Source organism: Mesorhizobium sp. WSM3860 (assembly GCF_002294995.1).
Classification (GTDB): Bacteria; Pseudomonadota; Alphaproteobacteria; order Rhizobiales; family Rhizobiaceae; genus Mesorhizobium.
Genome location: NZ_NSGF01000027.1, coordinates 17510 through 41151, shown reverse-complemented (window position 1 = coordinate 41151; position 23642 = coordinate 17510). Strand labels below are relative to the sequence as shown.

22 protein-coding genes and 1 pseudogene are annotated in these 23642 nt (G+C 64.5%); 21 read left to right on the top strand and 2 right to left on the bottom strand.

All coding sequences use genetic code 11. The annotated features are described in order from the left end of the window. Window positions 1–83: 83 nt before the first annotated feature. The 7 genes from recR (at window position 84) to CK220_RS28150 (ending at window position 7772) form a co-directional block, all read left to right on the top strand. A complete protein-coding gene (gene recR / locus CK220_RS28180; protein ID WP_095814655.1) occupies window positions 84–689 on the top strand; it encodes a recombination mediator RecR in 606 nt (201 codons plus the stop codon). Between the two features lie 121 nt (window positions 690–810). Continuing rightward, window positions 811–2037 carry a lytic murein transglycosylase gene (locus tag CK220_RS28175; RefSeq protein ID WP_348629682.1) on the top strand — a complete coding sequence of 409 codons (1227 nt, stop codon included), beginning with the start codon at window positions 811–813 and terminating at the stop codon, window positions 2035–2037. Window positions 2038–2311: 274 nt separating this feature from the next. After that, window positions 2312–3949, top strand: coding sequence for an ABC transporter substrate-binding protein (locus CK220_RS28170; protein WP_095814653.1), 1638 nt, complete (start codon window positions 2312–2314; stop codon window positions 3947–3949). Between the two features lie 18 nt (window positions 3950–3967). Beyond that, entirely contained in the window at window positions 3968–5035 is a 1068-nt protein-coding gene (locus CK220_RS28165; RefSeq protein WP_095814652.1) for an ABC transporter permease, read from the top strand. A 196-nt stretch (window positions 5036–5231) separates the two neighbouring features. Next, a complete protein-coding gene (gene nikC / locus CK220_RS28160; RefSeq protein WP_095814651.1) occupies window positions 5232–6158 on the top strand; it encodes a nickel transporter permease in 927 nt (308 codons plus the stop codon). 10 nt (window positions 6159–6168) lie between these two features. Further along, window positions 6169–7029: an ABC transporter ATP-binding protein gene (locus tag CK220_RS28155; protein WP_095814650.1), complete on the top strand. Its 861-nt coding sequence runs from the start codon at window positions 6169–6171 to the stop codon at window positions 7027–7029. Then, on the top strand, window positions 7026–7772 hold the full coding sequence (locus CK220_RS28150; RefSeq protein WP_095814676.1) for an ABC transporter ATP-binding protein: 747 nt from the start codon (window positions 7026–7028) through the stop codon (window positions 7770–7772). The genes CK220_RS28155 and CK220_RS28150 overlap by 4 nt, the downstream gene beginning before the upstream one ends. Window positions 7773–7876: 104 nt before the next feature. Here CK220_RS28150 and CK220_RS28145 read toward each other — a convergent pair. Next, window positions 7877–8029, bottom strand: a pseudogene (locus tag CK220_RS28145) (biotin/lipoyl-binding protein); the annotation flags it as partial. A gap of 88 nt (window positions 8030–8117) precedes the next feature. Here CK220_RS28145 and CK220_RS28140 point away from each other — a divergent pair. After that, the gene (locus tag CK220_RS28140; protein WP_095814649.1) at window positions 8118–9395 is read left to right on the top strand and encodes a 4-aminobutyrate--2-oxoglutarate transaminase; all 1278 of its coding nucleotides are present in this window, start codon (window positions 8118–8120) and stop codon (window positions 9393–9395) included. Window position 9396: 1 nt separating this feature from the next. Here the strand turns inward: CK220_RS28140 and CK220_RS28135 are convergent, their stop codons facing one another. Beyond that, complete coding sequence (locus CK220_RS28135) at window positions 9397–10650, bottom strand: FAD-dependent oxidoreductase (protein ID WP_095814648.1); 1254 nt, start codon at window positions 10648–10650, stop codon at window positions 9397–9399. Between the two features lie 426 nt (window positions 10651–11076). Between CK220_RS28135 and CK220_RS28130 the strand changes: the two genes are divergently transcribed. The 13 genes from CK220_RS28130 (at window position 11077) to CK220_RS28070 (ending at window position 23527) form a co-directional block, all read left to right on the top strand. Then, the gene (locus CK220_RS28130) at window positions 11077–12393 is read left to right on the top strand and encodes an imelysin family protein (RefSeq protein WP_095814647.1); all 1317 of its coding nucleotides are present in this window, start codon (window positions 11077–11079) and stop codon (window positions 12391–12393) included. Window positions 12394–12454: 61 nt separating this feature from the next. Then, window positions 12455–12766: a (2Fe-2S)-binding protein gene (locus tag CK220_RS28125; protein ID WP_095814646.1), complete on the top strand. Its 312-nt coding sequence runs from the start codon at window positions 12455–12457 to the stop codon at window positions 12764–12766. Then, window positions 12732–13217, top strand: coding sequence for a bacterioferritin (gene bfr, locus CK220_RS28120; protein WP_067324504.1), 486 nt, complete (start codon window positions 12732–12734; stop codon window positions 13215–13217). Before CK220_RS28125 ends, bfr begins: the two co-directional genes overlap by 35 nt. A 12-nt stretch (window positions 13218–13229) precedes the next feature. Further along, entirely contained in the window at window positions 13230–14831 is a 1602-nt protein-coding gene (locus CK220_RS28115; protein WP_095814645.1) for a di-heme oxidoredictase family protein, read from the top strand. After that, window positions 14831–15910, top strand: coding sequence for an imelysin family protein (locus CK220_RS28110; protein ID WP_095814644.1), 1080 nt, complete (start codon window positions 14831–14833; stop codon window positions 15908–15910). Before CK220_RS28115 ends, CK220_RS28110 begins: the two co-directional genes overlap by 1 nt. A 5-nt stretch (window positions 15911–15915) precedes the next feature. Further along, complete coding sequence (locus CK220_RS28105; protein ID WP_095814675.1) at window positions 15916–17022, top strand: DUF1513 domain-containing protein; 1107 nt, start codon at window positions 15916–15918, stop codon at window positions 17020–17022. A 113-nt stretch (window positions 17023–17135) separates the two neighbouring features. Then, entirely contained in the window at window positions 17136–17864 is a 729-nt protein-coding gene (tsaB, locus tag CK220_RS28100) for a tRNA (adenosine(37)-N6)-threonylcarbamoyltransferase complex dimerization subunit type 1 TsaB (RefSeq protein ID WP_095814643.1), read from the top strand. Further along, window positions 17864–18358, top strand: coding sequence for a ribosomal protein S18-alanine N-acetyltransferase (rimI, locus tag CK220_RS28095; RefSeq protein ID WP_095814642.1), 495 nt, complete (start codon window positions 17864–17866; stop codon window positions 18356–18358). Before tsaB ends, rimI begins: the two co-directional genes overlap by 1 nt. Before the next feature lie 129 nt (window positions 18359–18487). Then, window positions 18488–19300: a 1-acyl-sn-glycerol-3-phosphate acyltransferase gene (locus tag CK220_RS28090; protein ID WP_095814641.1), complete on the top strand. Its 813-nt coding sequence runs from the start codon at window positions 18488–18490 to the stop codon at window positions 19298–19300. Window positions 19301–19375: 75 nt separating this feature from the next. Next, entirely contained in the window at window positions 19376–20785 is a 1410-nt protein-coding gene (gene miaB / locus CK220_RS28085; RefSeq protein ID WP_095814640.1) for a tRNA (N6-isopentenyl adenosine(37)-C2)-methylthiotransferase MiaB, read from the top strand. Window positions 20786–20922: 137 nt separating this feature from the next. After that, a complete protein-coding gene (locus CK220_RS28080) occupies window positions 20923–21915 on the top strand; it encodes a PhoH family protein (RefSeq protein ID WP_245429426.1) in 993 nt (330 codons plus the stop codon). A gap of 10 nt (window positions 21916–21925) precedes the next feature. Further along, a complete protein-coding gene (gene ybeY / locus CK220_RS28075; protein WP_095814638.1) occupies window positions 21926–22423 on the top strand; it encodes an rRNA maturation RNase YbeY in 498 nt (165 codons plus the stop codon). Between the two features lie 27 nt (window positions 22424–22450). Then, entirely contained in the window at window positions 22451–23527 is a 1077-nt protein-coding gene (locus tag CK220_RS28070; protein ID WP_095814674.1) for a hemolysin family protein, read from the top strand. Window positions 23528–23642 lie beyond the last annotated feature (115 nt).

The following is a 23642-nucleotide window of genomic DNA, read 5'->3' as shown; positions in this document are numbered from 1 at the left end:
GCGGATCATTTGCTGTTGCGGATGTCCCAAAGCGCTCTGAAAACCGTTTCGCACTTTTCCCGGAATTGCTCTAGATCAGAGCGATGTCGAAAAGAATCGCCGGTCCAGAGATAGAACGCCTGATCCAGCTCCTGGCCAAGGTGCCGGGGCTCGGGCCGCGTTCGGCAAGGCGCGCGGCTCTCCATCTCATCAAGAAGAAGGAGCAACTGCTCGAGCCTTTGGCCGCCGCCATGGGCGAGGCTCTCGACAAGGTGCGCATCTGCTCGACCTGCGGCAATGTCGACACCTCCGACCCTTGCATGATCTGCACCGATCCGCGCCGTGATGCCAGCACGCTTATCGTCGTCGAGGACGTCTCCGACCTCTGGGCGCTGGAACGCGCCGCCGCCATGAACGTGCGCTATCACGTGCTTGGCGGCACGCTGTCGCCGCTCGACGGCATCGGCCCGGACCAGCTCAATATCCGCTCACTGGTCGACCGTGTCGCCGGCGGCGAGGTGAAGGAGGTGATCCTCGCCGTAAACGCCACCGTCGAGGGCCAGACCACGGCGCATTATCTAACGGATCAGCTCTCGGGATTCGAGGTCAAGGTGACGCGGCTCGCGCATGGCGTTCCGGTCGGCGGCGAGCTCGACTATCTCGACGAAGGCACGCTTGCCGCGGCGCTGCGCTCGAGGACGGCATTTTGAGGGGAGGGGATTGGTGACAGGCGTTTTTCCCGGAAAGGCCGCACTCCGTCCCACCCCCCTCGGTCCTGCCGGACTGTCCGGGAGGACAGAGGGAGGTGGGACAGAGTGCAAGCCTCTCAGATTGGCTGTGCTCTCCTTCCTTGCGGCGCTTGTCGTCCTCCTCGCTATTCCCGCTCGCGCCGCGCCCATCGACAACCAATTCCAGGCCTGGCTGCAAAACGACCTCTGGCCCGAGGCCAAGGCCGAAGGCATTTCCAAAAAGACCTTCGACGCCGCCTTCATCGGCGTGAAGCCGAACCTGAAATTGCCGGACCTCGTCATGCCTGGCGAGAAGCCGACCACGCCGCAAAAACAGCACCAGGCCGAGTTCGGTCCGCCCGCAAATTATTTCGCCGAGAAGATCATTCGAGCCGTCACCGGTGGAGGACGGTCGCGCGAGAGCGCCAACGCCCGCGTGCTCGGGCTCATCGAGAAGCGCTACGGCGTGCCTGGCGAGATCGTGCTGGCGATCTGGGGCCGCGAGACCGGCTTCGGCGCCGCCAAGATGCCTTACGACGCCTTCGAGGTGCTGGGCACCAAGGCCTTCATGTCGACCAAGAAAGACTTTTTCCGCACCGAGGTGCTGGCCGCACTGGAGATCGTCGAGCGCGGGCTCGCCCCGGTCAATGCGATGAAGTCGTCCTGGGCCGGCGCGCTCGGCCAGCCGCAATTCATGCCGACGTCCTTCCTGAAGCATGCCGTCGATTTCGACGGCGACGGCCGGCCCGACATCTGGAACTCGACGCCGGACGTGCTCGCCTCGATCGCCAACTATCTTGTCCATTATGGCTGGGTGAGGGGCCGCGGCTGGGGGACCGAGGTGATTGCGCCGACAAATGTCTCCTGCGCGCTCGAGGGCCCCGACCAGGGCAAGAAGATTTCCGAATGGGTGGCAATGGGCATCAGGCGCGCCGACGGAAAGGCGTTTCCGGCCAGCGAACTCAAGGCCGAGGGTTTCCTGCTGATGCCGGCCGGACGCAGCGGCCCGGCTTTCATCGTCACGCCGAATTTCTATGTGCTGAAGCAATACAACACCAGCGACCTCTATGCGCTGTTCATCGGCCACGCCGCCGATCGCATCGCCAAAGTCGACGCCACCTTTGCCGGCACCTGGGGCCCGGTGGGCGATCTCCACCGGTCCGATATCGCTGCCCTCCAGCAGGCGCTGGAGGCGAAGGGCTACGATGTCGGCAGTGCCGACGGCCTGCCCGGCTTCAAGACACGCCGCTCGATCGGCGTCTGGCAGGCGAAGAACGGCAAGGCCGCCACCTGTTTTCCTGACGCGAACCTGGTTGCGCAGCTGAAATGACGGGCGACCTCCAAGCGGCAAAAGTTTAGCAGATTTTTTCCGATCGGCGGCTTCGATTGGCCGGCCATGGGTCGACTCGCGGCGGCCCATTCTGGCCCAATAAGCTGTCTCACAAAATGCGCGTTGCGGGTTCGAACGCCGCCGAATAGGGTGTTGACCAACTGGACAAAAACCACGACGGTAAGAGGTCGGCGGGCCGTCGACCGGTCCAAGGAATTCTGCAGCCCTGAGCCGGGAACTCAGGTCACAATCAACAAAACAGGGAACGACTACCATGATGCTCGAAAGGTTTGCTCTTCGCTCTCGTGGCTTGCTCGCGGGTGTGGCGATGTCGGCGCTGCTGGCGGTGCCGGCCTTTGCGGTCACGCCTGCCGACACGCTGGTCGAAGGCTTCGCCTTCGACGACATCATCTCGATGGACCCGGGCGAGGCGTTCGAGCTGTCGACCGCCGAGGTCACCGGCAACACCTATGATCTGCTGGTCCGTCTCGACCTCAGCGACACCTCCGAGGTCAAGGGCGACCTCGCCGAGAGCTGGAGCATTTCCGACGACGGCCTGACCTACACCTTCAAGCTCAAGCCCGGCATGAAGTTCGCCTCCGGCAATCCGATCACCGCGGCCGACGTCGCCTATTCCTTCGAGCGCGCCATCAAGCTGGACAAGAGCCCGGCCTTCATCATCAATCAGTTCGGCATCAGCGGCGACAACGTCACCGAAAAGGCCAAGGCGGTCGACGATACCACCTTCCAGTTCATCGTCGACAAGGCCTATGCGCCGAGCTTCGTGCTGAACTGCCTGTCGGCCACGGTTGCTTCCGTCGTCGACAGCAAGCTGGTCAAGGAACATGTCGCCGCCGTCACGCCGAGCGCCGACTACAAATGGGACAACGACTTCGGCAACGCCTGGCTGAAGACCGGCTATGCCGGCTCCGGCCCCTACAAGCTGCGTGAGTGGCGCGCCAACGAAGCCGTCGTGCTGGAGCGCAACGACAATTACAATGGCGAGAAGGCCAAGCTCGCCCGCGTCATCTACCGCTTCATGAAGGAGAGCTCGGCGCAGCGCCTGGCGCTGGAGGCCGGCGACATCGACGTCGCCCGCAACCTCGAGCCGAACGACCTCGATGCCATTGCCAAGAACGCCGATCTCGCCACCACCAGCGCGCCGAAGGGCACGGTCTACTACATCAGCCTCAACCAGAAGAACCCGAACCTCGCCAAGCCTGAGGTGCGCCAGGCGTTCAAATATCTGATCGACTACGACGCTATGGCCTCGACCATCCTGAAGGGCATCGGCGAGATACACCAGTCCTTCCTGCCCAAGGGCGACCTGGGCGCGATCGACGACAATCCGTTCAAGCTTGACGTCGCCAAGGCCAAGGAACTGCTGGCCAAGGCCGGCTTGGCTGATGGCTTCAAGGTGACCATGGACGTGCGCAGCAAACAGCCGGAGACAGGCATGGCCGAATCGATCCAGCAGACGCTCGGCCAGGCCGGCATCAAGCTGGAGATCATCCCGGGGGACGGCAAGCAGACGCTGACAAAATATCGCGCCCGCAATCACGACATCTATATCGGCAATTGGGGCCAGGACTATTTCGACCCGAACTCCAACGCGCAGACCTTCGCCTCGAACCCGGACAATTCCGACAGCGCCAAGATCAAGACGCTGGCGTGGCGTAATGCCTGGGATATTCCGGACCTGACCAAGGAGACCGAGGCGGCGCTGCTCGAGAAGGATTCGGCCAAGCGCGCCGACATGTACAAGGGCCTGCAGAAGAAGATCCTCGACACCAGCCCCTTCGTCATCATCCATCAGCAGTTGGAGGTGGCGGGGCTGCGCAAGAACCTCAAGGATTTCAAGCTCGGCCCGAGCTTCGACACCAACTTCGTCTGGCCGGTCTCGAAGGAATAGCGCTTTCGGACGCGCCGCGTGAGCGTAGCTGAGAACCAGGCGGCGGCGGGGCGCGGCGGCGCCCGTGCCGTCGCTATCTTGTCGTCGATCGGCCGCTTCCTGGTCATCGCGGTGACGACCTATCTCGGTCTTCTCGCGGTGACCTTCTTCATCGGCCGCGTCATCCCTATCGATCCGGTGCTGGCCGTGCTCGGCGATCGGGCCCCGACGGCCGTCGTCGAGCGCACGCGTCGCGAGATGGGGCTCGACCTGCCGCTGATCGAGCAGTTCTACATCTATGTCAAAAACGCGCTCAGCGGCGACTTCGGCACTTCGGTGCTGACCACCAATCCGGTGATGTCCGACATCCGCCGGGTCTTCCCGGCGACCATCGAGCTTGCGACGCTCGGCACGATCATCGGCGCCGTCATCGGCGTGCCGCTCGGCGTGCTCGCTGCTGTCAGGCGCGGCAGTCTCATCGACCAGATCGTGCGCATCATCGGCCTGATCGGCTATTCCGTGCCGATCTTCTGGCTGGGGCTGCTCGGCCTCGTCCTGTTCTACGCCAAGCTGCAATGGGTCGCCTTTCCGGCGCGACTCGACGTCGTCTACGAATACACTTTCACGCCGATCACCGGCTTCTACCTGCTCGACGCGGCGATGCAGGGGCAGTGGGATGTCTTTTACGACGCCTACCGCCACATCATCCTGCCGGCCTCCTTGCTCGGCTATTTCGCGCTCGCCTATATCAGCCGTATGACGCGCTCCTTCATGCTGAACGAGATGGCGCAGGAGTATATCGTCGCTGCGCGCGCCAAGGGCCTGTCGGAGACGCGCATCATCTGGGGCCATGCGCTGCGCAACGCCGCTGTGCCGATGGTGACGGTGATCGCGCTTTCCTATGCCAGCCTGCTCGAAGGCTCGGTGCTGACCGAGACCGTCTTCTCCTGGCCGGGCATCGGTCTCTACATCACGAATTCATTGCAGAACGCCGACATGAACGCGGTGCTCGGCGGCACCATCATCATCGGCTCGGTCTTCATCGCCATCAACCTGCTGTCGGACCTGCTCTATCGGCTCCTCGATCCACGGACGAAACCCGGATGAGCAGAGGTATCGCACTTTTGGCCTCGGCTGCGGCCAATCACCCCCACTCCGGCCCTTCGGGCCACCTCTCCCCCTGCCCGGGGGAGAGGAACAGCGGGTCGCACGCTTGGCGTCTTTCCTCTCCCCCGTCGAACGGCGGAGAGGTGGTCTGCGAGACAGACCGGAATGGGGGTCGACAGCTTCAAGAGGCATCCTCATGACCGCCTCTGACGCCGGCTCCGTCTCCCGTCGCGAATGGCTGCTGTCGGAACGGCCGGCCTCGCGCATGCAGGCAAGGCTCGGCCGCGCCTATGTTGCCTGGCGGCGCTTCTCGGCCAATCGGCTGGCCTTGATCGGTTTGCTCATCATCCTCGCGCTGGTGGTGGTAGCCGCCCTTGCCGGCGTGCTGGCACCCTATTCGCCGACCGTGGGTGACCTGAAGAATGCCCGTCTGCTGGCGCCCGGCGCCGCGCATTGGTTCGGCACTGACGACCTAGGCCGCGATATCTACTCCCGCATCCTCTACGGCTCGCGCTGGACGCTCTATGTCGTTATTCTCGTTGCCATCATCGCCGCGCCTATCGGCCTGCTGGTCGGCACCGTCGCAGGCTATGCCGGCGGCTGGACCGATGCCATTTTGATGCGCATCACCGACATCTTCCTGGCGTTCCCGAAGCTGGTGCTGGCGCTGGCTTTCGTTGCGGCGCTCGGCCCCGGCATCGAGAACGCGGTGCTGGCGATCGCCATCACCTCCTGGCCGCCTTACGCGCGCATCGCGCGCGCCGAGACGCTGACGGTGCGCAACTCCGACTACATCAAGGCGGTGCAGCTGATGGGCGCCTCGCCCTTCCGCATTGTGCTGCGCCACATCATGCCGCTCTGCATCTCCTCGCTGATCATCCGGGTGACGCTCGACATGGCGGGCATCATCCTCACCGCCGCCGGCCTCGGCTTCCTCGGCCTCGGCGCGCAGCCGCCGCTGCCGGAATGGGGCGCGATGATTGCGTCCGGCCGCCGCTTCATTCTCGACCAGTGGTGGGTGGCCACCGCACCAGGTGCTGCCATCCTCATCGTCAGCCTCGGCTTCAACCTGCTCGGCGACGGCCTGCGCGACGCGCTCGATCCCCGGAGTGGCGACCAATGAGCGGTGACCGATGAGTGGCAATTCCGATAAGCAAACGAAAGGCACGCTGCTCGAAGTCGACGATCTGCGCGTCACTTTCCCGACGCGCACCGGGATCGTGCAGGCGGTGCGCGGCGTTTCCTTCTCGCTCGGCCGCGAGCGGCTGGGCATCGTCGGCGAGAGCGGCTCCGGCAAGTCGCAGACCGGCCGTGCCATCATGGGCCTGACCCCGCCGCAGGCCGAGGTGTCGGCGAAAAAGCTGTGCTTCGACGGCATCGATCTGCTCTCAGTGTCATCCAGCCGGCGCCGTGCGCTGCGGGGAAACCGCATCGCCATGATCCTGCAGGACCCGAAATATTCGCTCGATCCGGTGATGACCATCGGCCGCCAGATCGTCGAGACGCTGCGCACGCATGAGAAGGTCGGAAAGGCCGAAGCGCGCGAGCGCGCGCTGGAGATGCTGCGGGCGGTGCAGATCCGCGATCCCGCCCGTGTCTTCGACCTTCACCCGCATGAGGTCTCGGGCGGCATGGGCCAGCGCGCGATGATCGCCATGATGCTGATCGCCGGCCCTGAGCTGATGATCGCCGACGAGCCGACCTCCGCGCTCGACGTCACCGTGCAGCTCGATGTGCTGAACATCCTCGACCGGCTGGTGGCCCAGCGCGGTATGGGGCTGATCTTCATCTCGCATGATCTGCGCCTGGTCTCGTCCTTCTGCGACCGTGTCGTCGTCATGTATGCCGGCAAGGTGGTCGAGCAGCTCAAAGCGTCCGAACTGCGCGAGGCCAAGCATCCCTATACGCGCGGCCTGCTCAACTGCATGCCGAGGATCGGCTTCGAGCGTCACCCGCTGCCGGTGCTCGAGCGCAAGCCTGAGTGGGCGGCATGACGGCGGCGATTGCCATCGAAGGGCTGGAGGTGGTTTTCGACCGCTTCCGCGCCCTGAAGGGCGTTAACCTCGAAGTCAGGGAAGGCGAGTCCTACGGGCTGGTTGGCGAAAGCGGCTCAGGCAAGTCGACCCTGCTCAAGGCAATCACCGGCCTTGCGCCTGTCGCTGCCGGCACCATCGCTGTCAACGGCAGGACATTAGGCAAGACCCGCGATAAGGCCTTTTTCCGCGGCGTGCAGATGGTCTTCCAAGATCCCTACGGTTCGCTGCATCCGCGCCAGACCGTCGACCGGCTGCTGCAGGAACCGCTCGCCATTCACGGGATCCAGGACGGCGAGAAGCGCATCGAGCGCGCGCTGGACGAAGTCGGCCTCGGCAAGGGTTTCCGCTTCCGCTACGCGCACCAGCTCTCCGGCGGCCAGCGCCAGCGCGTGGCGATCGCCCGCGCGCTGATCCTCGAACCTTCGATCCTTTTGCTCGACGAGCCGACCTCGGCGCTCGATGCCTCTGTCCAGGCCGAGGTGCTGAACCTGCTCGAAGAGGTGCGGCGGCGGCGCAAGCTCACCTTCCTGATGGTCAGTCACGACCTCGCCATCATCACCCATATGTGCGAGCGGCTGATGGTGATGCAGAACGGCGAAGCGGTGGAGACGCTGACCGCGAGCCAGCTGATTGGCCACCGCGTCAGCGAGGATTATACGCGCAACCTGCTTCGGGCGAGCGAGGGGTTTGTGAGGGCGTAGTTTTCTCTCGCAAGTCGCGTTCCTTCGCGACCCCTCTGTCCGGCAGGACAGAGGGGGGCGCGACGGAGTGCGACCTGGCTTTTAAGTCACCGCAGCAACGACGTGGCCGCGGCCTGGGTGAGCTGCGCCTGCGCGGCGTCGAGGTCGGCCTGAGCCGAGCGCAGGTCCGCTTCCTGTTCCTGCGGGTCGATTCGGGCAAGCACCGCCCCTTGGTCGACGTGCTGGCCGTTGCGGCAGGCCCAATCGACTGGGCCAATGTGCCGACTTGAGGAAAACCTGAAATAAGGTCAGAAGAGGTTTTGACGGCATCAAAACAGAGCGGGCGCCTGCCCGATGAGGTGTGAGATGAAGAATTCAGCCATTTCCGAACGCAAGAACCAGTCGATCTCGCGCGGCGTCGGCATGACCACACAGATCTATGCCGATCGCGCCGAGAATTCGGAAATCTGGGACGTCGAGGGCCGCCGCTACATCGACTTCTCCTCCGGCATCGCCGTGGTCAACACCGGCCACCGCCATCCGAAGGTGATCGAGGCGGTCAAGGCGCAACTGGACCGCTTCACCCACACTTGCCATCAGGTCGTTCCTTACGAGAGCTATGTGCGCCTCGCCGAGCGGCTGAACGGCATGCTGCCCGGCAAGTTCGACAAGAAGACCGTCTTCGTCACCACCGGCGCCGAGGCGGTCGAGAACGCCATCAAGATCGCGCGCAACGCCACCGGTCGCCAGGCGGTCATCGCCTTTTCCGGCGGCTTCCACGGCCGCACCTTCATGGGCATGGCGCTGACCGGCAAGGTCGTGCCTTACAAGGTCGGCTTCGGCGCCATGCCGGCCGATGTCTTCCATGCGCCGTTCCCGGTCGCGCTGCACGGCGTCTCTGTCGCGGATTCGCTTGCCGCGCTCGACAAGCTGTTCAAGGCCGATGTCGATCCGGCCAGGGTCGCCGCCATCATCGTCGAACCGGTGCAGGGCGAGGGCGGCTTCTACGAGGCGCCGCGCGATTTCATGACGGCGCTGCGCAAGATCTGCGACCAGCACGGCATATTGCTCATCGCCGACGAGGTGCAGACCGGCTTTGCCCGCACCGGCAAGATGTTCGCGATGGAGCATCACGATGTCGCGCCCGACCTCACCACCATGGCCAAGAGCCTCGCCGGCGGGTTTCCGCTGTCGGCCGTCACCGGCCGCGCCGAGATCATGGACGCGCCTGGACCGGGCGGGCTTGGCGGCACCTATGGCGGCAGCCCGATCGGCGTCGCCGCGGCGCATGCCGTGCTCGACGTCATCGAGGAAGAAAAGCTGTGCGAGCGCGCCAACGCGCTCGGCGCCAGGCTGAAGCAGCGGCTGGCGTCGATCCGCGAGGACGTGCCGGAGATCGTCGACATCCGCGGCCCGGGCTTCATGAACGCCGTCGAGTTCAACGATGTGAAGAAGGGCCTTCCCTCGGCGGAATTAGCCAATGCAGTGCGGCTGAAGGCGCTCGACAAGGGCCTCATCCTGCTGACCTGCGGCGTCTATGGCAACGTCATCCGCTTCCTGTCGCCGATCACCATTCAGGACGGCGTCATGACCGAAGCGCTGGACATTCTGGAGAGCTCGATTCGCGAGGCCAGCGCGGCCTGATTTAGCCGGTCGCCCTGACCGGCTCGCTGCCGCTGAAGGCTGCAAGCGCCGCCTTCAGCGCGTCCGGCCCGGCCGCGACCGTCTGCGGCGCGGGCGAGAAGCGGGCGCCGAGCATCTTGCGGCCGAGCATGTGGTCGGCCGGGCGGTTGACGGATTCGATGCCGAGTAGTCGGTTGCCGGCATAGTGGTAGATCGAGAACTTGTTCTCGGCGGGCTCGCCCAGCACGACATGATTGTCGCCGCCTTGGGTGAGGCCCACCATCTGCAGCTTCATGTCGCCGATATCCGACCAGAACCAAGGCACCGCCGAATAGGCATCTGTGTGGCCAATAATGGTGCGCGCGGCGAGCCGCGCCTGGTCGGTGGCGTTCTGCACCGATTCCAGCCGCACGTCGCCGCCGGTGAACCAGTGCCGGTAGGACGCGGCATCGCCGACTGCGAGGAGTTCCGGGCTCGAGCTCTGCATATGCTGGTCGACACGGATGCCGTTGGCGATTGCCATGCCGGCGGCTTGCGCCAATTCGACATTGGGCACCACGCCGATGCCGATGATCACCATTTGCGCCGGCAGGCGTTCGCCGCCTGACGTGATAGCGGCCGAGACGCGGCCGGCTTCGCCTTCGAGGCGGGAAACAGTGGTGCCGGTGAGCACGCGCACGCCCATCGCTTCCAGGCGCTGGCGCACATGCGCTGCGATCGCCGGCGCAACGGCTCGGCCGAGAAGTCTGTCGAGCGCCTCGACGACGGTGACCTTGCGGCCGGCGGCCCTCAGCGTCGCCGCGATCTCGAGGCCGATGAAGCCGCCGCCGAGGATGACGATGTCCTCGCTCTGCGCGCTCAATTCGCGGATCAGACGGGCGTCGGCCAGCGAGCGCAGCGATACCACGCCGGCCAGTTCCGCGCCCTCCAGCTTCAGCAAACGTGGCCGCGAGCCGGTGGCGAGCACCAGCCGGTCGAAGGGTATTGTGCCGCCGCCGGAAACGTCGAGCCTGCGCCCGCCAACATCGATCCTGTCGATCCAAACGCCCGGCCGGTAGTCGATGGCATTGCCGGAATAGAAAGCTTCGCCGCGCAAGGGCTGCGGCTTGGCTTCGGCATCCTTGATAAAGGTCTTGGACAGCGGCGGCTTGTGATAGGGCAGCTCGTTCTCGTCGCCGATCAGGATGACCGGTCCGTCATAGCCTTCCTCGCGCAGGCTAGCGGCCGCCTGCACGCCGGCATGACCCGCACCGACAATCACCACCCCGTTCTTCATCGCAGCCCTTTTTGCCTTCAAATCTAGGATCTTCCGCCAAGTGGCGATTGTCTGCCGCCGCCGCAAGGCCCTTGGTCCGGGTCGCACCCAGGATGGCCGCCTGTCAATCCGGACGTTTCGCGGCATTACCCGGCTTAAAGTTGATAATTGCAGTTTAGAATAATTCTAAACTGTTGTTTCAATTGAATTTTCTCTGACCCACCAGTTGACTTCCAGCCGCTCCGCCCCTTTATGGAGGGCTGCGCTCCTGGCGCATTCCTTTGATGTCTGGGCCTTGAACCCTTTCGATTGGAGGCATTTCGGTGTCTTTTGCTGATTGGCCGCGCCATTGCGTGGCAACTTTGCCTTTCCGGTCATTCGTGCTTGCGCTGGCGCCGTGCGCCGGCCGCATGCCTATGCCATTGAATTTCTAAGGAGATGGGATTGATGAAAGCGATAATCACGCCGCGAACTCTTGCGCCACGTTGGGGCAGCAGGCTTGCCGCGATCGGCGCCACCGCGGCGCTGACGGCGGCCGTGTTCGTGCTGCCGGCGAAAGCCGAAACCGACGCGAAGGCGGTGATCAAGACCTATGCCGATATCGCGCTGGCAAAGTATGAGGATTCGCTGACCACCGCGCAGGCGCTCGACAAGGCCGTCGACGCGCTTCTCGCCAAGCCCTCGGCAGAGACGCTCAACGCTGCCCGCGACGCCTGGAAGGCGGCGCGCGTCCCTTACCAGCAGACCGAGGTCTACCGCTTCGGCAACAAGATCGTCGACGACTGGGAAGGCAAGGTGAATTCCTGGCCTCTGGACGAAGGCCTGATCGACTATGTCGCCAAGAGCTACGGCACCGAATCGGATGAGAACGCTCTCTATACGGCGAACGTCATCGCCAACAAGGAGATCGAGATCAACGGCAAGAAGGTCGACGCCTCGAAGCTGACGCCCGAATTCCTGTCCGGCACGCTGCAGGGGGCCGGCGGCGTCGAGGCCAATGTCGCGACCGGCTATCACGCCATCGAATTCTTGCTCTGGGGCCAGGACCTGCACGGCACCGGGCCAGGCGCCGGCGAGCGCCCGTACACCGACTACGATCTCAAGAACTGCACTGGCGGCAATTGCGACCGCCGCGCCGAATATCTGAAGTCGGCGAGCGACCTTCTGGTCTCCGACCTGCAGGAGATGGTCAACAACTGGAAGGAAGACGGCGCCGCACGCAAGACCCTCGTCGATGGCGAGCCCAATGCCGGCATCTCCACCATCTTCACCGGCATGGGCTCGCTCTCCTATGGCGAACTGGCCGGCGAGCGCATGAAGCTCGGCCTTTTGCTGCACGATCCGGAAGAGGAGCAGGACTGCTTCTCCGATAACACCTACAACTCGCATCTCTATGATGCGATCGGCATCCGCGCCGCCTATCGCGCCAACTATACGCGTCTCGACGGCACCGTGGTTTCCGGCCCGTCGGTGTCGGACATGGTGAAGGCGACTGATCCGGCGATCGACAAGGAACTGTCGGACAAGCTCGATACTTCGGTCGCTAAGATGGAAGCGATCAAGGCGCGGGCGCTGGCCGGCGAGGCCTATGACCAGCAGATCGCCGAGGGCAATGCGGAAGGCAACGCCACGGTGCAGGCGGCGATCGACGCGCTCATCGACCAGACCAAGTCGATCGAACGCGCGGTCGGCTCGCTCAAGCTCAATGCCATCGCCTTCGAGGGCTCCGACAGCCTCGATGCTCCGGACAAGGTGTTCAAGTAAGATCGTCGAGCGATTAACTGCCCAACGGCGCCGGCACAGCGCCGTTAACCAGAGCAAGTAAATGCTGATCTGCCATTGCAACATCATCACGGAGAAGGAGATCGAGCAGACGATCATCGGTCTGCTGGATGAAGATCCCTGGCAGCTTATCGTGCCGGCCAAGGTCTATCATGCCATGCGCAAGCGCGGCCGCTGTTGCGGCTGCTTTCCAAATGTGGTGGAAACGATCATTCGGGTCACCGAGAACTACCACGCCCGTTCCGAGGGGAGCGGCGCGGATATCGTTTCACACCTGGACCGCGTGAGAGGCTTGCGCGTCCAATACGGGAGCAGAACCCATGAAAGGCGAACCGCAGGTCATCGAGCGGCTTAACGAGGCCCTGTTTCTGGAGCTTGGAGCTGTCAATCAGTACTGGGTCCACTATCGTCTGCTCGAGGACTGGGGCTACACCAAGCTGGCGAAGAAGGAACGGGCGGAATCGATCGAGGAAATGCATCATGCCGACCGGCTGGTTGCCCGCATCATCTTCCTCGAAGGCCATCCGAACCTGCAGTCGGTCGCGCCGTTGCGTATCGGCCAGAATGTGAAGGAAGTGCTCGAATCCGATCTCGCCGGCGAATATGACGCGCGCACCTCCTACAAGCGCTCCCGCGAGATTTGCCAGGATGCGGGCGACTACGTGTCGATGAAATTGTTCGAAGATCTGCTGACAGACGAGGAAGGCCATATCGACTTCCTGGAGAGTCAGCTCGACCTGCTCGCCTCGATCGGCGAGGAGAAATACGGCCAGCTCAACGCCGACTCGGCCAACGAGGCGGAGTAAGGACATGCGGGAATGCGGCGCCCGATAGATTTTTCGCGCCGCTCGCGGCGGGCCGGGATAGCCGGCCTGCTGCTCCCGAGGAACCCGCGATACCGGATTTCTCGCGGTGCCACGCTCCTGCTGGCTATCACGCTTTCTGCTCCCGCCATGGCGGGCGAGCCGGCAGGTCTGCCGACGAGCCGCACAGATCTGACGCTGGAGGATCAGGCGCGGGTGCTGGCGGTCACCAAGCCTACGACCGACTTTACAAAGCCCGAACCGTTCGAGCTGATGCAGGGCGGCGCCGGCACGTCGAGGAAGGAGGTCAAACGGGACGCCTTCTCGCAGTCTGCCGCCAACATCACCTTTGAGGAGGAGGGGACCTTCAAGCTCGGCAATGCGCTTTTCCGTAAGAACTGGGTGTCGTCGCCGTCGTCGACCCAGGCGTCCGACGGGCTCGGTCCGCTCTTCAACGAACGCGCCTGCCAGAACTGCCATCTGAAGGATGGTCGCGGCCGTCCGCCGGAAAGCGGCACAGGCTCGACGTCGATGGTCTTGCGGTTGGCGCGCGATGCAAGCAATGCCGAGGAGAGAGCCGCACTTGCCGACCACAAGCTGCTGAATTTCCCCGATCCTGTCTATGGCTCGCAATTGCAGGATCTGGCGGTTCCCCGCCTCAAGGGTGAAGGCCGCATGCGCATCGACTATTCGCAAGAGAAGGTCACGCTGGGCGACGGTGCCGTCGTTTCGCTGCGCAAGCCCCGCTACTCGGTCGAGAATCTGGGCTATGGTCCGCTCGATCCGCGCACGACGTTGTCGCCGCGCCTGACGCCGCCGATGATCGGGCTCGGCCTGATCGAGCAGATCGCCCCGGCCGACATCCTCGCCCAAGCCGATCCGGATGACCGCGACAGAGACGGCGTCTCCGGCAGGCCGAACATCGTTCGCGAGGAGCTGAGCGGCGAGATAACTTTGGGCCGCTTCGGTTGGAAAGCGCAGGCCGCGTCGATCCGGCAGCAGGCCGCCGATGCCTTTGCCGGCGATATCGGCATCTCGACGCCGGAAGTGCCGAAGCATTGGGGCGACTGCACCGAGGCTGAGAAGGCTTGCCTGGCCCTGCCGAATGGCGTGCAGCAGCGCTTGGGCGTCGCGGAAGCGCCGCCCCCCGTCATGGACCTCGTCACCTTCTATTCGCAGAACCTCGCTGTGCCGGCGCGGCGCGACCTCGATAAGCCGGAGGTTCTTTCCGGCAAGAAGCAATTCTACGAGATGGGCTGCATTTCCTGCCACACGCCGAAATTCGTCACCATGCGTGGCACGCCCAACAAGGCGCAAGCCTTCCAACTGATCTGGCCCTATTCCGATTTCCTGCTGCACGACATGGGCGAAGGTCTCGCCGACGGGCAGCGCGTGGGGGAAGCGAGCGGCAGCGAATGGCGCACGCCGCCGCTTTGGGGCATTGGCCTGACCGCCACGGTCAACGGCAACAGCTTCTATCTGCATGACGGCCGCGCGCGGACGCTCGAAGAGGCGATCCTGTGGCATGGCGGCGAGGGCCAGAAGGCGCGCGACCGCTTTGCCGGCGCAGCTGCCGCCGACCGCGATGCGCTGATCAAATTCCTGGAGTCGCTCTGATGTTTAACCGACGTGCCGCCGCGCTTGCCCTTCCTTTCTTGCTGGCCGCGGCCTTGCCGACCCAGGCCGCGGTCAAAGCCTCCGATGTCGTCGGACGCGCGATCGACGGCTTCGTCCGCCCGGCCTACGCCAGCCTCGACGACCATGCCGGGACCCTGACCCAGGCGATGCGCCAGCTCTGCAATGCGCCCTCCCAGCAAAATCTCGATGCGGCGCGTACCGAGTTTTCGGCCACAGTCGAAGCCTGGTCGGTGGCCGAGATCATCGGCTTCGGGCCGGTCAAGGAGAACGACCGGCTGGAGCGCATGCTTTACTGGCCGGACCGCAAGAGCATCGGATTGAGGCAGGTGCAGTCGACCCTCGCTGCCAAGGATCCCTCTGCCGCCGATCCGGCGCAGCTTGCTGGCAAGAGCGTCGCCATGCAGGGTTTGGGCGCGCTCGAATATGTGTTGTTCGGCGATGGCGCCGAAACGCTTGCCAATAAGGACGATCCCTATCGCTGCGCCTACGGGGCGGCGGTGGCCAGCAACATCCAAGCGATCGCCGGCGAGGTCCGCGAAGCGTGGAGCAAGCCCGATGGTTTTGTCTCGCTCTGGGCCAATCCGGGGCCGAAGAACCCGCTCTATCGTGATGGCACCGAAGCGGTGACGGAACTGGTCGGCGTTTTCATCAACGAGCTGGAAATGATCCGCGAAGTGCGGCTCAAGGGTTTTCTTGGCGCGAAGCCGGGTGCTGACAAGCCGAAGCAGGCGATCTACTGGCGCTCGCAGAACACGCTGAATTCGCTGGCCGGAAATTTGTCCGGCATCGACAAGCTGTTCCAGGTCTCGAAGCTTGGCGATGCGCTGCCCGCCGATGCGCGGTGGATGGCCGAGTCCATCCACATCCAGCTGACCAACGGCGTGGCGACGGCGAAGTCTGTGACCGGCCCGATCGACAAGGCGCTCGCCGATCCGGCGCCGCGCGACAAGCTCGAGCATCTCGCGCTGATCACCTCCAGCCTCTCGACCCTGTTCGGCACCAGGATGACCGCCGAGTTCGGCCTGACCGCCGGCTTTTCGTCGCTGGATGGGGACTGATGCTCGTGAGGACGCCGCTCATCGATCGCCGCGATTTTCTGCGTGCCGCCGGCGCCGGCTTCGCAGCGGCGATGGCGCCGCGCGCCTGGGCGGAGACGCTTGCCACGGACGCCGTCTTCGCCACGGCCTTCGTCAGGCGCGACGGCAGCTTCGGCGCCGCCGTGCTCTCCGAGGCCGGCAAGATCCTGCACACGCTCGATCTGCCCGACCGGGGCCACGACGTCACCTTCGATCCGGTGGCGAAGCGCTCGGTCGTCTTCGCCCGCCAACCCGGCACCTTCGCGGTCGTCTTCGACCACACCGGTCGCGAGAAGCCTTTGACTATAGCCAGCGTCGCCGGCCGGCACTTCTTCGGCCATGGCGTGTTCTCGTCCGACGGCGCGCTGCTCTATGCAACCGAAAACGATTTCGACAATGCCGTCGGCGTCGTCGGCGTCTATGACGCGCGGACGAAGTTCAGCCGCATCGGCGAGTTCCCGACCTATGGCATGGGTCCGCACGAACTGCTGCTGCTCGGTGACGGCAGGACGCTCGCCATTGCCAATGGCGGCATCGAAACGCATCCGGATTTCGGCCGCGCCGAGCTCAACCTCGCAACGATGAAGCCTTCCTACACGCTGGTCGACCGCATCACCGGCGACCTGATCGAAAAGCACGAGCTGCCGCCGGCGCTGCATCAGCTGTCGATCCGCCACATGGACCGCGACCAAGCCGGCACCGTCTGGTTCGGCTGCCAGTATCGGGGGTCGGCGACTGACCGCCCGGCGTTGGTCGGCCGCGCCGCGCGCGGCAAGGAGCTCGAGCTTTTGGAGATGCCGCAAGACGTGCTCTCCGGCTTCCGCAACTACATCGGCTCGGTTGCCGCCAATCCCGGTACCGGCACCGTCGCCGTCACCTCGCCGGAGGGTAATTCGCTGGCCGTCATCGATGCCGCCAGCGGACGCGTTATTGCAACGAAGTCGCTTGTCGATGTTTGCGGTCTCGCGCCGGACGGCGCCGGCTTCATGGCGACGACCGGCGCTGGCGAGATCGTCGGCGGTGCTGGCTCGACGCGCGCTGAGCCTGACTATGTCTGGGACAACCACGTGCTGCGTATCGCGGCTGCGGGCTAGTCACCGGCATTGCGAAAGCCTAGCCGCGTAACATTTATGGGGCTTGGCCCTTGCGGCGGCGGGCCATGCCGGGCACAGGGAATGTGTTTCGATCCAGTTGGTTAACCGGCCCTATGAAGCTGCTCGCCATCGACTGCGCCGCCAATCTCTGCGCCGCTTGCGTCTACGAGGCTGACGCTGGCATAGAGCTTGGCCGCCAGGTGCTCGACCTCGGCAAAGGGCATGCCGAGCATCTGATGGCTGTCATCGAGGCGGCACTAAAGGTCAGCGGGATCGGCTACCAAGGCTTGGATGCCGTAGCCGTCTCGATCGGCCCCGGTTCTTTCACCGGCCTGCGCGTTGGCGTCTCGACCGCGCGCGGCCTGGCCCTGGCGCTGAAAATCCCGGCCATCGGCGTGACGACGCTGGAAGCCTTGGCGGCGGAGGCCGCGAATGCCTTTCCCGGTCGCGCCGTGCTCGCGGCCCTCGACGCCGGCCGCGAAGAACTCCATGCGGCGCTTTTCGATGAAGCGTTAGTTATGGCTTACGGACCAGCTGTGGCCACGCTTTTCCAAGCGACCGCAATGGCACTCGATGCGAAAGCGGTCGTCACCGGAACCGCCGCGCCGCTGATTGCGGCGACTGGACATGGTTTCGACACCGGGCCGGCCGTAGCCACAGCCGACATAGCCACCTATGCCCGGCTCGCCGCCGCCAAGGAGCCAGGCGAAAAGCCGAAGCCGCTCTATCTGCGCGGCGCCGACGCCAAGCCGCAGGCTGGTTTCATTCTGCCAAGGCAGGGCCATGAAGCCGGAAAGCCGCGTTCTGGAGCGGATCACGCACCCAAGGGAAAAAAGTCCTGATGCGCATACCTTTCTTTCAGCCGCGCCGCAGGGATTATGCGCTGGAGCCGCTGACGGTTGCCGACAGCGCCGCCGTTGCGGTGCTGCATCGCGAGGATTTCGTTCGCCCCTGGACCGATGGCGAGTTCGCGGCATTGCTCGAACAGGACACCGTGTTCGGCTACGCCGCGCGTGAAACCGGGCAGGGTGCGAAGCCGCCGGTCGGTTTCGTGCTGGCGCGGCTCGCGGCAGGCGAGGGCGAGATCCTTACGGTCGCGGTTGCTCGCGCCCATCGCCGCCAGGGGCTCGGCTGGCAATTGATGGACGCGGTGCTGCGCGAACTGCATGCGCAGCGCGCCGAGGCGCTGTTCCTCGAGGTCGACGAGACCAATGCGCCGGCCATCGCGCTCTATCGCCGGCTCGGCTTCCGACAGGTCGGCCAGCGTCCGAACTACTACCGGTCGACCGAGCACGGGCCGACCGGCGCGCTTGTCATGCGCCGCGATCTTCGCTAGCCAGACGGCGCATGACCCCGAAATCGGTCCGATTTTCGGAAAGGATCATGCGCAAAATTGGGGTGTTTTACAGCGTCCTTTGCGCGCCCGAGAGGACGCGCGGCGCTGTAAGGACAGGGCCGGAGGCGAATGATCAAGAAATTGCGGATTTTCCTGGCGTTCGGCCTGGTCGCCGCCGGCACGCTGGTGCTGGCGCCGCTGCAGCTCCTGTCGATGAAGACGAGGCTTTGGCCGGAGACGGTCGTCCTCAGAATCTGGCACAGCATGATCCTCAAGGCGCTCGGCATGCGCGTGCACGTGAAAGGCGCGCTGTCGAAGGAGAGGCCCTTGCTCATCGCGGCCAACCACATCTCCTGGACCGACATCATGGTGCTCGGCTCCTTTGTCGATGTGAAGTTCATCGCCAGGGCCGACATGGAAGGCTGGCCGATGATCGGCATGCTGTCCAAGCTGCAGCGCACCGTCTTCATCGAGCGCGAGCGCAAGCGCACCTCCGGCGACCAGGCGAGCGAGATCGCCAAACGCATGGCCAAGGGCGATGCCATGGTGCTGTTCGCCGAGGGTTCGACCGGCGACGGCAATCTGGTGCTGCCGTTCAAGAGCACCTTGTTCGGCGCTGCCTCGATGGCGATTTCGGAAGGGGCGGCGGACCGGGTCTTCATCCAGCCGGTGGCGATCGCCTATACGCGCCTGCACGGCGTGCCGATGGGCCGCCGTCACCGGCCGATCGCCGCCTGGATCGGCGATCAGGACCTGATACCGCATTTGAAGGGTCTGCTTGCCGAAGGCTCGCTCGATGCCGAAGTGCATTTCGGTGATCCGGTGCCCTTCTCCAAGGGCTCGAACCGCAAGGAAACGGCAAGATTGATGGAAGCTAGGGTGCGCGAGATGATGCAGGCTGCGCTCGCCGATCCGCGCCCCAGTCGTCAGCGCATCGCTTGAAAAACGGACGCGCGGCGGGCGTAGCCTGGCGGAAACGGCTGTTTTTTGTCACGGAAAGGCGTTAGAAGCCGCCCGATGGAACTGAACACGATCGAAAGTCACGACATCGGCACCGCGCCCGAGCGCAAGCCGGTGCCGGCCGGGGCGGCGAAGAAAGTCTTCGTCAAGACTTATGGCTGCCAGATGAATGTCTACGATTCCCAGCGTATGACCGATGCGCTGGCCGCCGACGGCTATGTCGCCACCGACGCCGTCGAGGACGCCGATCTGGTGCTGCTCAACACCTGCCACATCCGCGAGAAGGCGGCCGAAAAGGTCTATTCGGAGCTTGGCCGGATCCGCGACATGAAGGCCGAGCGCGCCGAGGCCGGCCGCGAGCTGCTGATCGGTGTCGCCGGCTGCGTGGCGCAGGCCGAAGGGGCGGAAATCATACGCCGGGCGCCGGCCGTCGATCTCGTCATCGGCCCGCAGACCTATCACCGGCTGCCCGACGTGCTGGCGAGGGTGCGCGGCGGCGAGAAGATCGTCGAGACCGACTACGCCATCGAGGACAAATTCGAGCATCTGCCGCAGCCGAAGCGAGCCGAGCTGGCAAAGCGCGGCGTCACCGCTTTCCTTACCGTGCAGGAAGGCTGCGACAAGTTCTGCACCTTCTGCGTCGTGCCCTATACGCGCGGTTCCGAAGTCTCGCGGCCGGTGGCCCAGATCGTCGCCGAGGCCGAGCGCCTCGCCGAGGCCGGCGTGCGCGAGGTGACGCTGCTCGGTCAGAACGTCAACGCCTGGCACGGCGAGGGCGAGAACGGCGAGGAATGGGGCCTCGGCCGCCTGCTCTTCCGTCTGGCGGAAATCCCCGGCCTGGCGCGGCTGCGCTACACCACCAGCCATCCGCGCGACATGGATGACGAATTGATCGCAGCGCACCGTGACCTGCCGGCCTTGATGCCCTATCTGCATTTACCAGTGCAGTCTGGCTCCGACCGGATACTGAAGGCGATGAACCGCAGGCATACGGCACGCGACTATCTGGCCCTCATCGATCGCATCCGCGCCGCGCGCGCCGATATCGCCATGTCCGGCGACTTCATCGTCGGCTTCCCCGGCGAGACGGATGCGGATTTCGATGCAACGCTCGAACTGGTGCGCGAGGTGAATTACGCTTCCGCCTTCACGTTCAAATATTCGCCGCGTCCCGGCACGCCGGGCGCCGAGATGGACGGCCATGTGTTGGAAACCGTGAAGGACGAGCGGCTGCAGCGCCTGCAGGCGCTAGTCAACGAGCAGCAGAAGGCATTCATCGCCAGCCTGGTCGGCCGCACCGTCAGCACGCTGATCGAGAAGCCCGGCCGCCGTGCCGGTCAGATCGTCGGCCGCTCGCCCTGGCTGCAACCGGTTATTGTTGACGACAAGGCCGGCGGAATCGGTGACATTATCGATGTACGAATCACGAATACAGGTCCCAACAGCCTGTTCGCCGAGTTGGCCTGATGCATGTCGCCCAAAAAGTGCTCGCGGTTTTGGGACAACGACATGCATAGCCACAAGCCTCGGCAGATGAGGAGAGACGGTTGAGCGCTGCTGAACTGAAGAATCCGCCCCAGAACCAGGCATCCGGGGCCTCCGACATGGCGCACATCGTACTGACCTTCGACAACAACAAGCTTGCCAGCGCCCTATACGGCCAGTTCGACGAGAATCTGGCCCGTCTCGAGCAGAAGCTCGGCGTCGACATCCGTTCGCGCGGCAACCAGCTTGCGATCAAGGGCACGGCTTCGGCCGCCGAGCAGGCGCGCCGCGCGCTCGACACGCTCTACGGCATTTTGCAGAAGGGCGTCGATATCGGCCAATCCGACGTCGACGGCGCCGTGCGCATGGCGATCGCCGCCGACGACCAGCTGACGCTGCCGACCATGGAACGCAAGGGCAAGGTCTCGGCCGCCCAGATCGGCACGCGCAAGCGCACGATCTATGCCCGCTCGCTCAACCAGGACGCCTATATGCGCGCGCTGGAGCGCTCCGAAATGGTCTTCGGCATCGGCCCAGCCGGCACCGGCAAAACCTACTTGGCGGTGGCCCATGCGGCGATGCTCTTGGAGCGCGGCATGGTCGAGCGCATTGTGCTGTCGCGTCCTGCTGTCGAGGCCGGCGAGCGGCTCGGCTTCCTGCCCGGCGACATGAAGGAGAAGGTCGATCCCTATCTGCGGCCGCTTTACGATGCGCTCTACGACATGATGCCGGCCGACAAGGTCGAGCGGGCGATTGCCGCCGAGGTCATCGAGATCGCGCCTTTAGCCTTCATGCGCGGCCGCACGCTGGCGCATGCCGCGGTGATCCTGGACGAGGCGCAGAACACCACGCCCATGCAGATGAAGATGTTCCTGACCCGTCTCGGCGAGAACTCGCGCATGATCGTCACCGGCGATCCGACCCAGATCGACCTGCCGCCCAACACCAAGTCGGGCCTGGTCGAGGCGCTGCGCATCCTCGACGGGGTGCCGGGCATCGTCACGGTCCGCTTCAACGAGGGCGATGTCGTGCGCCATCCGCTTGTTGCCGAGATCGTCAAGGCCTATGACCGGGACGGCAAGCTCGCCAGGGGCCTCGGCGCCGAAAGCTGATCCGAGCCCCATGGCTGAAAATCCGGGATCCAGCGGCAAGACGCCGGTCGACATCGATATTTTCGTCGAGGCCGGCGACTGGCCCGCTGAGGCCGAGCTGGCGCGCCTGGTCGATCATGCCGTCGCTGCCGCCTTGGCCGAAACCGGCGCGAGGGGCGCTTCGGAGCTCAGCGTCGTTTTTTCCGACGACGCCCATATCAGGGCCCTCAACGCCGAATGGCGCGGCAAGGACAAGCCGACCAACGTCTTGTCTTTCCCGGCTTTTTCCGTCCCGAAAGGCGCCGAGCTGCCGCCGATGCTGGGTGATATCGTGCTTGCCTCCGAGACGGTTGCGCGTGAGGCCGCACTGGAAGACAAGCCGCTGGCGAACCATATCACCCATCTCGTCATCCATGGCCTGCTGCATCTTCTGGGCCATGATCACGAGACCGACGCCGAGGCCGAGGAGATGGAAGCGATCGAGCGCGCGGCGCTTGCGAGGCTTGCCATTCCCGATCCCTACGCGTAACAAAAAAGACCAATTGACCTGATGGCGATGAACGACAAACCAGAACCTGCCGCCCGTCCGGACGCCGGCAGTGCGGCCAAGCCTTCCGAAAAATCGGAAGAGGGCTCCAGTCCGAGTATTCCCACCGGCAGCGTGGCCGCCGAGCCTTCGCATGCCGGTCCTTCTCTCTTCGATCGCGTGCTGGGCCTTTTCAGGCACCGCAACGGCACCAACCTGCGCGAGGAGATCGCCGACGCGCTGGCCGAGACGGCCACCGATGCCGAATCCTTCTCCCCCGGCGAACGTGCGATGCTCAACAACATCCTGCGGCTGCGCGAAGTGCGTGTCGAGGACGTCATGGTGCCGCGCGCCGACATCGAGGCGGTCGAGATCGCCACCTCGCTTGGCGATCTGCTTGGCCTCTTCGAACAATCCGGCCATTCCCGCATGCCGGTCTATTCCGAAACGCTCGACGATCCGCGCGGCATGGTCCACATACGCGACGTTCTTGCCCACATCACCAAGGTCGCCCGCGTCAAGAAGGGCCGCGCGAACAGAAAGACCCAGGCGCCGACCGTTCTCGATCTCGCCCAGGTCGATCTCGCCCGCACCATCGGCGATCTCGACCTGATCCGGCCGGTGCTGTTCGTGCCGCCATCGATGCTTGCTTCCGACCTGATGGGGCGCATGCAGACGACGCGCACCCAGATGGCGCTGGTCATCGACGAGTACGGCGGCACCGACGGCCTGGCCTCGCTGGAGGACATCGTCGAGATGGTGGTCGGCGACATCGAGGACGAGCACGATGACGACGAGCCGATGATCACCCGGACCGGCGAGGGCGTGTTCGTTGTCGACGGCAAGGCCGAGATCGACGAGGTCGCCAAGATGATCGGAGAGGATTTCGCCGCCGGCGAGCACGGCGAATATGTCGACACCATCGGCGGCATGATCTTCAACACGCTCGGCCGGGTTCCCGCCCGTGGCGAAGTGGTGCAGGCCATACCAGGCTTCGAATTCCACGTGCTCGACGCCGATCCGCGCCGCGTCAAGCGGGTGCGCATCGTGCAGAGCCCGAAGGGCGAACGGCAGCGCCGCCGCGCGGCGCGCACCGAGCAGGCCTGATATTCGCCTCACGCCGGTCGGTGACCACGCAGACCGTGCCGCATTGTGCCCAAAGAGGAGGCCGAGCGACTGAGCGGCCTCAGCATTGAAGGGTGGCGGCGATAGTGCGACCGCG

Excerpts from the sequence above, each read along its gene's own strand:
- rimI (WP_095814642.1), top strand. The coding sequence starts at position 17,864 with ATGCGCATACCTTTCTTTCAGCCGCGCCGCAGGGATTATGCGCTGGAG.
- CK220_RS28125 (WP_095814646.1), top strand. The coding sequence starts at position 12,455 with ATGCTGATCTGCCATTGCAACATCATCACGGAGAAGGAGATCGAGCAG.
- CK220_RS28115 (WP_095814645.1), top strand. The coding sequence starts at position 13,230 with ATGCGGCGCCCGATAGATTTTTCGCGCCGCTCGCGGCGGGCCGGGATA.
- miaB (WP_095814640.1), top strand. The coding sequence starts at position 19,376 with ATGGAACTGAACACGATCGAAAGTCACGACATCGGCACCGCGCCCGAG.
- CK220_RS28170 (WP_095814653.1), top strand. The coding sequence starts at position 2,312 with ATGATGCTCGAAAGGTTTGCTCTTCGCTCTCGTGGCTTGCTCGCGGGT.
- CK220_RS28130 (WP_095814647.1), top strand. The coding sequence starts at position 11,077 with ATGAAAGCGATAATCACGCCGCGAACTCTTGCGCCACGTTGGGGCAGC.
- nikC (WP_095814651.1), top strand. The coding sequence starts at position 5,232 with ATGACCGCCTCTGACGCCGGCTCCGTCTCCCGTCGCGAATGGCTGCTG.
- bfr (WP_067324504.1), top strand. The coding sequence starts at position 12,732 with ATGAAAGGCGAACCGCAGGTCATCGAGCGGCTTAACGAGGCCCTGTTT.
- ybeY (WP_095814638.1), top strand. The coding sequence starts at position 21,926 with ATGGCTGAAAATCCGGGATCCAGCGGCAAGACGCCGGTCGACATCGAT.
- recR (WP_095814655.1), top strand. The coding sequence starts at position 84 with ATGTCGAAAAGAATCGCCGGTCCAGAGATAGAACGCCTGATCCAGCTC.
- CK220_RS28110 (WP_095814644.1), top strand. The coding sequence starts at position 14,831 with ATGTTTAACCGACGTGCCGCCGCGCTTGCCCTTCCTTTCTTGCTGGCC.
- CK220_RS28080 (WP_245429426.1), top strand. The coding sequence starts at position 20,923 with ATGGCGCACATCGTACTGACCTTCGACAACAACAAGCTTGCCAGCGCC.
- tsaB (WP_095814643.1), top strand. The coding sequence starts at position 17,136 with ATGAAGCTGCTCGCCATCGACTGCGCCGCCAATCTCTGCGCCGCTTGC.
- CK220_RS28155 (WP_095814650.1), top strand. The coding sequence starts at position 6,169 with ATGAGTGGCAATTCCGATAAGCAAACGAAAGGCACGCTGCTCGAAGTC.
- CK220_RS28140 (WP_095814649.1), top strand. The coding sequence starts at position 8,118 with ATGAAGAATTCAGCCATTTCCGAACGCAAGAACCAGTCGATCTCGCGC.
- CK220_RS28090 (WP_095814641.1), top strand. The coding sequence starts at position 18,488 with ATGATCAAGAAATTGCGGATTTTCCTGGCGTTCGGCCTGGTCGCCGCC.
- CK220_RS28150 (WP_095814676.1), top strand. The coding sequence starts at position 7,026 with ATGACGGCGGCGATTGCCATCGAAGGGCTGGAGGTGGTTTTCGACCGC.
- CK220_RS28070 (WP_095814674.1), top strand. The coding sequence starts at position 22,451 with ATGAACGACAAACCAGAACCTGCCGCCCGTCCGGACGCCGGCAGTGCG.
- CK220_RS28135 (WP_095814648.1), bottom strand. The coding sequence starts at position 10,650 with ATGAAGAACGGGGTGGTGATTGTCGGTGCGGGTCATGCCGGCGTGCAG.